The organism is Flavobacterium sp., from assembly GCF_046317795.1.
GTDB lineage: Bacteria > Bacteroidota > Bacteroidia > Flavobacteriales > Flavobacteriaceae > Flavobacterium.
The window spans coordinates 1-6551 of record NZ_JBKCVI010000057.1; the positions used below are offsets into that span (position 1 = coordinate 1).

At 35.6% G+C, this 6551-nt stretch carries 3 protein-coding genes; all 3 read right to left on the bottom strand.

Annotated elements, in window-relative coordinates; genetic code table 11:
• Positions 1 to 3530: cell surface protein SprA (gene sprA / locus ACK5ON_RS03615; protein WP_409819963.1), on the bottom strand; the 3530-nt coding region annotated here is incomplete at its 3' end.
• A 3-nt stretch (positions 3531 to 3533) separates the two neighbouring features.
• On the bottom strand, positions 3534 to 4115 hold the full coding sequence (ruvA, locus tag ACK5ON_RS03620; protein ID WP_396175814.1) for a Holliday junction branch migration protein RuvA: 582 nt from the start codon (positions 4113 to 4115) through the stop codon (positions 3534 to 3536).
• 83 nt (positions 4116 to 4198) lie between these two features.
• Positions 4199 to 6490: an NADP-dependent malic enzyme gene (locus ACK5ON_RS03625; protein ID WP_396175812.1), complete on the bottom strand. Its 2292-nt coding sequence runs from the start codon at positions 6488 to 6490 to the stop codon at positions 4199 to 4201.
• Positions 6491 to 6551: the final 61 nt, after the last annotated feature.

Below are 6551 nucleotides of genomic sequence, written 5' to 3' on the forward strand. Positions count from 1 at the left end.
GGAATAGTAGTGGAACCTCTGTTGTTATCTGATACCCCAACTGGCGAGTTCCCTTGAACTCCATTATAGTTTTTGTATCGATCAAAAACGGTAGAACCTGTTGCATTTAAAAAAAACTGATAATTATCGGCTGCTGGGTCATTTTGAGTCGCATATCCACCGATATTAGGCAAATTTCTTTCATCATTATCATTAAGGCCGTCAAAACCAACATCTTGAGAATCCCTGTTGGCCCCATCAACATCAAAAGCATAAATTAATGATTGTGATGCAGGCACTTTCCCCCAAATGGTTGGATTAGTAGTTGTGGAGGAATTACTATTGGCAGGCAAGCCATTTTCATATTGTTTACGTTCGTCTTTCAAAACATCTTCCGAAATTTCACCAAGATTGAAGTAGACTTCTCCTATGTTATTTGGATTTGCAACTGTAGTTGGGTATGCATCATCAAAATAAGGGTCTAAAATCCAAAACTGAATGTATTCTACATTACTTTGTTCAAAATTTGTGGAATTGATTGGACGTGTAATACCTCCAAAATTTTTATTTGGATTGATAAATCCGGTAGGTGAAAGTGCTTCGGGATTAAAATTATAAGGGCCACGTTCTTGTGGATAATAGGTTAAATCTAAGGTATTAACTACTTGAGTTTGTCCTGCTGGAATTTCTTGATTAGGATATAATTCTTCATTTAAAATTCTACGTGTACTGTTCCATGAAATTCCATCTGTTCCTATTTCTGCTGGTGTTTGTACATACAGCGTTGGGTCAATGGTGTACCAATTCAGTTTTGCCCGTTTGTATCCATAACTTAAATCAACTGCAGCAGACCCAAAATCTTCGTAGCCAACACCTGCTTGCCATTTTGGTGTTGAGGATAAACTCCAAGACAGTGGCGAACGCATATCGATGGTAGTTTGTGAACCCTCAAAATCATCAATATAAACGGTCGGTTCTCCTTGGAATTGATCGGCATTTGGCGCATCTGGTTTTAAGAATGCCACTTCGGCACGTACTGAAATATTGGAGGGCACATCAGTATCAACATTTGGTAACTTGTTAGCCAGTCGAGTTAAAAAAGGAAGTTCAGTAGCATAATTAGTATTAAAACCAAAAATGGTGTTATTTACTGATTCTTGTCCATAATTTGATTTATTGGTAAAAGGTCGCTCTGTCATTTTTATGAAAGTACCGCCCACTAAAAATTTTTCTGAAATTTTATGTTCAACATTAATTCCCATAAATCTTCGGGTTTGTTGACCAAAAGTGGAATTGTTTTCTACTGAGATTTCAATTGGAGTATTTGAAGCTTGTAGTGATGGATCCAAGATTTGAACTTTCCCCGCTTGATAATTGACACTATAATCTATTCCTTCTTGCAAAATTCTTCCACCTGCTGTAACAACTACTGATCCTCTTGGTACGTTAAAAGCACCAATAGGGTATCCATCATTTCCAGCAGATTTATATCTCCCTCTTAATAGAAATTTATTTTTATCCGCATCTTGTAATGCTGCTGCCTGAGTGCTGGCATACATATTCCTGAAGACATATTTAGTTTGATTAGCATTATAGGTTGTGCCATTATAATCTTCGGAAATATTGGTTCTTAGTTTTTCAAATAAATGTTTCCCAAAAGGTTCTACTGTTGTAAATAGTAATCGCCCGTTTTCTTGATCTACGGTTAATCCTGGCAAGAAATCAAAAAAACCATCTCCACCCGCTTGAGGGTCATTATTATAATTCAATTTATCAACATTGAACACTTTTAATAAGGGAGTTTCGGCAACATCACTTGGCAATGGTGAGGTAGTATTTGCAGGTGTTATATAATTTAATGGAGACGGATCAGAGTATAAAATATTAAACCTAAAATCTTCTTGTTGTAATTGAAAACCACCCTGGATTTGGTAAATGTTCTTCATCATTAAGTTCCAAATTGGTTTTTGAACATTGGTTAAATTACTTTTTAGCATTTTCAAAATTAAATTTTGGGAAGACACTGTTTGGTTAGCTGCTCCTTCATCTTGCACTACAGTTGCATCTACACCATCTGTACCAAACTCTCCAACTTGATATACTGCATCTCCAATAGTATATTGAAACGCAACCGCCAAAACCTCATCGTTGGCTAACCGTTGTTGTAAAGAAATGTAACCTAATTGCGGATGAAATTTAAATTCATTAGGTGTAAGTTTACGAGCATTCTCAAGTTTAGAATAATCGGTGCCTTCATCAACAGTTACACTATTGTTAAATCCCGCACTTGAAGTTACAATATCTCGAATATTTGAATTTAATAATCCACCACCAGTAGTTATTAATTTTGGATCGTATTTGTTGTTTTTATTATCTGATGGAGTGTCAATTGGCGTTGATAAGAAAAAACCATTGGTAATATCAAGAGGTGCAATGGCAACTATTTGACTGTCCGTAAAACCTGTAAGTCTAGATTCTCCTAAATCTTGTAGCGCTATAATATTTCGTAAATTATTATTGGTATTACTAACGCGATTTTGTCTGTTGGTGACCCAAACTTCGATTCGGGTGATTTGAACTCTACTATCAATAAATGGATAATTACGTAATGCCTGATCGTATTTATTCCTGAAATATTGTGATAGGAAAAAGTGCCTGTCGGCGTCATAATCAAGGGCAAACATTTCAAAGTCTTGAATGGTGCCGCCGCCTTGTGCATTTACTGACCTAGTTTGTGATTTTTGTTCTGAAAAAACTCCAGTAACCGTAGTTTTTCCGAATTGTAATTGTGCTTTTACTCCAAACAAACTTTGAGCTCCACGAATCAATGAGTTGGTTAATGGCATACTCACGTTACCAACTTCAATTTTTTGAATTATATCATCCTCTGTTGGTGCATATTCTAGCTTTATTAAATTTTGGAAAGCAAAAGTTGACTCGGTATCATAATTAATGTTAACATTCAGTCTAGTTCCAACTTTTCCTAACAAACTCATACTGATTCTTTGGTCGAAATCAAATGTTGTTTGAGATCTGTTTCTTGGAGAAAAAGAGGGGTTATCTTGTTTAGTATATCGAGCACCCAAATCCATTTCTACGGAGCCAGTGGGTTTTACATCAATTGTATTTGATCCAAAAATAGACTCAAAAAATCCTGAATTAATATAATATCTTGGTAATAAATCTTTTTTGGCTGCTTCACTTCCTTCTTTTTTACCGTCAATGGCATCTGATTTTTTCTTGAAATAATCACGCATCGACTCGCGAAGCACTAATTCCTCATACTCTCTTGGAGTTAAAACAATTGGATAATTGATGTTAAATCCTTCTATTGTACTAGAGTAGATATACCTGTTTGTGACAGGATCATAGGTATACATATTTACAATACTATTAGGATTTTGCATTTCAACTCTTCCTATAGAATAACCAGTAGAATCTTGTGGAGTTGGGTTAACTTGTGAAAACGAAGCAACACTAAACAACAATACTAACGCAAAAAGTATTCTTTTAAAATTTAAAAATGATTTTGTAAAGTATATTGATTTCAAAAATTATAAATTTTTTAATGCTTGTTTAATTATCATTTCAACTGAAGCTTCAGGGTTTTCTTTACTGATTTTATCCACTACTTTTTCTGCATTCTTTCTCATATAACCCAAGACTTCCAAAGCAGATAACGATTCTTCTCTATTAATATTGTGTTGAGAGGAAGAAATTTCATTTAAATCATAAATTTTTAACACTTTTTCTTGCAAATCTAGTATAACTCTTTGGGCTGTTTTGCTTCCAATTCCTTTTATACCTTGAATGGTAACTACATCTGCACTGGCAATAGCTTGAATAATTTGTTTTGGGTCTAGTGACGAAAGCATAGTTCTAGCAATACTTGCTCCTATTCCTGAAACTGATAGTAATAATTTAAACAATTCTCTTTCTGATTTTTCCATAAAACCAAACAAAGAATGGGCATCTTCTTTTATTTGAAGGTGGGTATACAATTTGACAAAATCGGTGTTGGGAAGTAAAGAAAAGGTATGCAACGAAATGTTTATATGATAACCAACTCCATTACAGTCAATTACTACTTCGGTTGGCGATTTTTCAACCAATTTTCCTTGAATGTGTGCTATCATTATATATTAAATATGGAGCCAAATATAGCAAAATTCTTTAATTGATATCAAGTCATTTCAATGACACTACAATAATACAAAAACTATTTGGAGACCATTCCTTTTCTTTTTTCTTTTTCTTGTGCATCAACTACTGCAACAGCCACCATATTGACCATTTCTTCCACGCTTGCTCCCAATTGAAAAATATGAACTGCTTTTTCCATTCCCAACATAATTGGTCCAACAGAATCAACTTTGTACAGTTCCTTCAATAGTTTGTAATTAATGTTTGCGGCTTCCAAATTTGGAAAGATTAACGTGTTTACTTTTTTTCCTGCCAACTTTGAAAAAGGAAATTTATTTTTTAACATTTCAGCATTCAGAGCAAAATCGGTTTGTATTTCGCCATCAACAATTAAATCTGGATAATATTTATGCAAATATGCCACTGCTTCTCTTACTTTTGTAGCACTTTCATGTGATGAAGAACCAAAATTAGAAAAGGAAACCATGGCAATGACTGGTTCCATACCAAACATTCTAACAGTTTTGGCAGTCATTAAAGCAATTTTTGCCAATTCATCGGCTGTGGGATTTGGATTGATGGCAGTATCCGATAAAAACATTGGGCCACGATTGGTCATCATCATATTGGTAGTAGCAATAAGAGTAATTCCTGGAGCTTTTCCTATCAATTGCATTAAGGGTTTTACTGTTGATGGATAACTTCGAGAATAGCCCGAAACCATAGCATCAGCATCGCCCTCATTGACCATCATGGCTGCAAAATAATTACGCTCACGCATCCATTTTTGAGCATCGAGTAACGAAATTCCTCTACGTTGTCTCGATTTCCAATAAATATCTGCATATTTTAATCTTCGTTTGTCCTCTTCTTTAGTTTTTGGATCAAAAATAGGCACTTCGACATCAAATCCTAATTCTTCTTTGAGTTCTAAAATCAATTCTTTATTCCCTAAAAGTATGGGGTGAGCAATACCTTCTTCATAGGCAATTTGGGCTGCTTTCAACACATCTAAATGATCGGCTTCTGCAAAAACAACACGTTTTGGTTCTGTCTTAGCACGATTGGTAAGCAAACGAACCATCTTATTATCTGAACCTAAACGTTCTAATAATTCTTCTTCATACTTCTCCCAATCTGTAATGGGGTTCAAAGCCACACCCGAATTCATAGCAGCTCTTGCCACAGCTGGAGCGACCACTGCAATTAATCTTGGGTCAAATGGTTTTGGAATGATATACTCTTTTCCAAAATTCAAACGGGTTTCACCATAGGCAATATTTACTTGCTCAGGCACTGGTTCTTTTGCTAATGCTGCTAAGGCATGAACCGCTGCCATTTTCATTTCTTCGTTTATTTTAGTAGCTCTTACATCAAGAGCTCCACGAAAAATATAAGGAAAACCAAGAACGTTATTCACCTGATTAGGATGATCTGAACGACCAGTTGCCATGATAATGTCTTTTCTGGTAGCAATAGCCAAATCATAATCAATCTCTGGAATTGGGTTTGCCATAGCAAAAACTATTGGAGTTTTTGCCATTCCTAAAAGCATTTCTGGAGATAAAATATTCCCTGCAGATAGACCAAGAAAAACGTCAGCACCAACCAAAGCTTGAAGAAGTGTAGTGCCTTTTTTCCCGTGGGTGTATTTCATTTGTAAATCTGATAAATCTGTTCGGTCCGCAGAAAGTACACCGTCTTTATCAAACATAACTATGTTCTCGGGTTTTACACCAAGTAAGACATATAAATTAGCACATGCCAATGCGGCAGAACCTGCGCCAGAAACTACTATTTTTACGTCTGTTGTTTTTTTCTTGGCAATTTCGAGTGCATTCAATAAAGCTGCAGAAGATATAATGGCTGTTCCGTGCTGATCATCGTGCATCACAGGAATATTCAACTCTTCCACCAAGCGTCTTTCTATTTCAAATGACTCAGGCGCTTTGATATCTTCAAGATTGATACCGCCAAAAGTGGGAGCAATATTTTTTACGGTAGCAATAAATTCTTCGATGTCTTTTGTCCCAATTTCGATGTCAAAAACATCAATGTCGGCAAATATTTTAAACAACAATGCTTTTCCCTCCATTACTGGTTTTGAAGCTTCTGGACCGATATCACCCAAACCCAAAACGGCAGTACCATTAGTGATTACGGCTACCAAATTTCCTTTGGCAGTATATTTATATACGTTATTAACATCTTTGGCAATTTCTAAACAGGGTTCAGCAACACCCGGTGAATAGGCCAAAGACAAATCTCTTTGGGTTGCATATTTTTTGGTAGGAACTACTTGAATTTTTCCTGGAGTGGGTTTGGCATGGTATAAAAGTGCTTCTCTTCGCTTACTGTCTTTATTCATTTTGGTATATTTTCTTCCGGGGTACAAAGGTAGAAGACTGAATGTAAAAAGGAAATTTTTA

What these genes read in the sequence shown, in the direction of transcription:
- ACK5ON_RS03625 (WP_396175812.1), bottom strand. Translation starts at nt 6,490, where the DNA reads ATGAATAAAGACAGTAAGCGAAGAGAAGCACTTTTATACCATGCCAAA.
- ruvA (WP_396175814.1), bottom strand. Translation starts at nt 4,115, where the DNA reads ATGATAGCACACATTCAAGGAAAATTGGTTGAAAAATCGCCAACCGAA.